The sequence below is a fragment of the Candidatus Symbiopectobacterium sp. NZEC135 genome (assembly GCF_025962695.1).
The window spans coordinates 1-2,851 of record NZ_JAGFPF010000175.1; the positions used below are offsets into that span (position 1 = coordinate 1).

The 2,851-nt window shown below is 52.5% G+C and carries 1 rRNA gene; it reads right to left on the reverse strand.

The features are described 5' to 3' along the window. Positions 1 to 26: 26 nt before the first annotated feature. Positions 27 to 2,851: ribosomal RNA gene (locus J5224_RS24465) — 23S ribosomal RNA — on the reverse strand; the annotation flags it as partial.

Consider the following 2,851-nt stretch of genomic DNA (forward strand, 5'->3'; position numbering starts at 1 on the left):
CAACACCAAAACATCTTCGGCGTTGTAAGGTTAAGCCTCACAGGTCATTAGTACTGGTTAGCTCAATGCATCGCTGCACTTACACACCCAGCCTATCTACGTCGTCGTCTTCAACGGCCTTTCAGCGTCCTCAAAGGGACAAGGGAGAACTCATCTCGGGGCAAGTTTCGTGCTTAGATGCTTTCAGCACTTATCTCTTCCGCACGTAGCTACCGGGCAATGCCATTGGCATGACAACCCGAACACCAGTGGTGCGTTCACTCCGGTCCTCTCGTACTAGGAGCAACCCCCCTCAATTCTCCAACGCCCACGGCAGATAGGGACCGAACTGTCTCACGACGTTCTAAACCCAGCTCGCGTACCACTTTAAATGGCGAACAGCCATACCCTTGGGACCTACTTCAGCCCCAGGATGTGATGAGCCGACATCGAGGTGCCAAACACCGCCGTCGATATGAACTCTTGGGCGGTATCAGCCTGTTATCCCCGGAGTACCTTTTATCCGTTGAGCGATGGCCCTTCCATTCAGAACCACCGGATCACTAAGACCTACTTTCGTACCTGCTCGAGCCGTCACTCTCGCAGTCAAGCTAGCTTATGCCTTTGCACTAACCTCCTGATGTCCGACCAGGATTAGCTAACCTTCGTGCTCCTCCGTTACTCTTTGGGAGGAGACCGCCCCAGTCAAACTACCCACCAGACACTGTCCCCAGCCCAGATTATGGGCCCAGGTTAGAACATCAAACATTAAAGGGTGGTATTTCAAGGTTGGCTCCATGCAGACTGGCGTCCACACTTCAAAGCCTCCCACCTATCCTACACATCAAGGCTCAAGGTTCAGTGTCAAGCTATAGTAAAGGTTCACGGGGTCTTTCCGTCTTGCCGCGGGTACACTGCATCTTCACAGCGAGTTCAATTTCACTGAGTCTCGGGTGGAGACAGCCTGGCCATCATTACGCCATTCGTGCAGGTCGGAACTTACCCGACAAGGAATTTCGCTACCTTAGGACCGTTATAGTTACGGCCGCCGTTTACTGGGGCTTCGATCAAGAGCTTCTCCTTACGGATAACCCCATCAATTAACCTTCCAGCACCGGGCAGGCGTCACACCGTATACGTCCACTTTCGTGTTTGCACAGTGCTGTGTTTTTATTAAACAGTTGCAGCCAGCTGGTATCTGCGACTGCGCAAGACCTCGCACAGCGTGCCTTCTCCCGAAGTTACGGCACCATTTTGCCTAGTTCCTTCACCCGAGTTCTCTCAAGCGCCTTGGTATTCTCTACCTGACCACCTGTGTCGGTTTGGGGTACGATTCAATGTTACCTGATGCTTAGAGGCTTTTCCTGGAAGCTGGGCATCTGTCACTTCAGTACCGTAGTACCTCGTCATCACGCCTCAGTGTTTAATAGCGACCCGGATTTACCAAAGTCACCCACCTACACGCTTAAACCGGGACAACCGTCGCCCGGATGACATAGCCTTCTCCGTCCCCCCTTCGCAGTAACACCAAGTACAGGAATATTAACCTGTTTCCCATCGACTACGCCTTTCGGCCTCGCCTTAGGGGTCGACTCACCCTGCCCCGATTAACGTTGGACAGGAACCCTTGGTCTTCCGGCGAGCGGGCTTTTCACCCGCTTTATCGTTACTTATGTCAGCATTCGCACTTCTGATACCTCCAGCACCCCTCACAGGACACCTTCAACGGCTTACAGAACGCTCCCCTACCCAACAACACCTAAGTGTCGCTGCCGCAGCTTCGGTGCATGGTTTAGCCCCGTTACATCTTCCGCGCAGGCCGACTCGACCAGTGAGCTATTACGCTTTCTTTAAATGATGGCTGCTTCTAAGCCAACATCCTGGCTGTCTGTGCCTTCCCACATCGTTTCCCACTTAACCATGACTTTGGGACCTTAGCTGGCGGTCTGGGTTGTTTCCCTCTTCACGACGAACGTTAGCACCCGCCGTGTGTCTCCCGTGATAACATTCTTCGGTATTCGTAGTTTGCATCGGGTTGGTAAGTCGGGATGACCCCCTAGCCGAAACAGTGCTCTACCCCCGAAGATGAATTCACGAGGCGCTACCTAAATAGCTTTCGGGGAGAACCAGCTATCTCCCGGTTTGATTGGCCTTTCACCCCCAGCCACAAGTCATCCGCTAATTTTTCAACATTAGTCGGTTCGGTCCTCCAGTTAGTGTTACCCAACCTTCAACCTGCCCATGGCTAGATCACCGGGTTTCGGGTCTATACCCTGCAACTTAACGCCCAGTTAAGACTCGGTTTCCCTGCGGCTCCCCTATTCGGTTAACCTTGCTACAGAATATAAGTCGCTGACCCATTATACAAAAGGTACGCAGTCACCCCATAAAGAGGCTCCCACTGCTTGTACGTACACGGTTTCAGGTTCTATTTCACTCCCCTCGCCGGGGTTCTTTTCGCCTTTCCCTCACGGTACTGGTTCACTATCGGTCAGTCAGGAGTATTTAGCCTTGGAGGATGGTCCCCCCATATTCAGACAGGATAACACGTGTCCCGCCCTACTCATCGAGCTCACAACCTGTGCATCTTCGTGTACGGGACTATCACCCTTTACTGTGCGACTTTCCAGACGCTTCCACTGACACACAAGCTGATTCAGACTCTGGGCTCTTCCCCGTTCGCTCGCCGCTACTGGGGGAATCTCGGTTGATTTCTTTTCCTCGGGGTACTGAGATGTTTCAGTTCCCCCGGTTCGCCTCATGCCACTATGTATTCATGACATGATAGTGCAACGAATTGCACTGGGTTTCCCCATTCGGGTATCGTCGGTTGTAACGCTTCATATCAGCTTACCGACGCTTTTCGCAGATT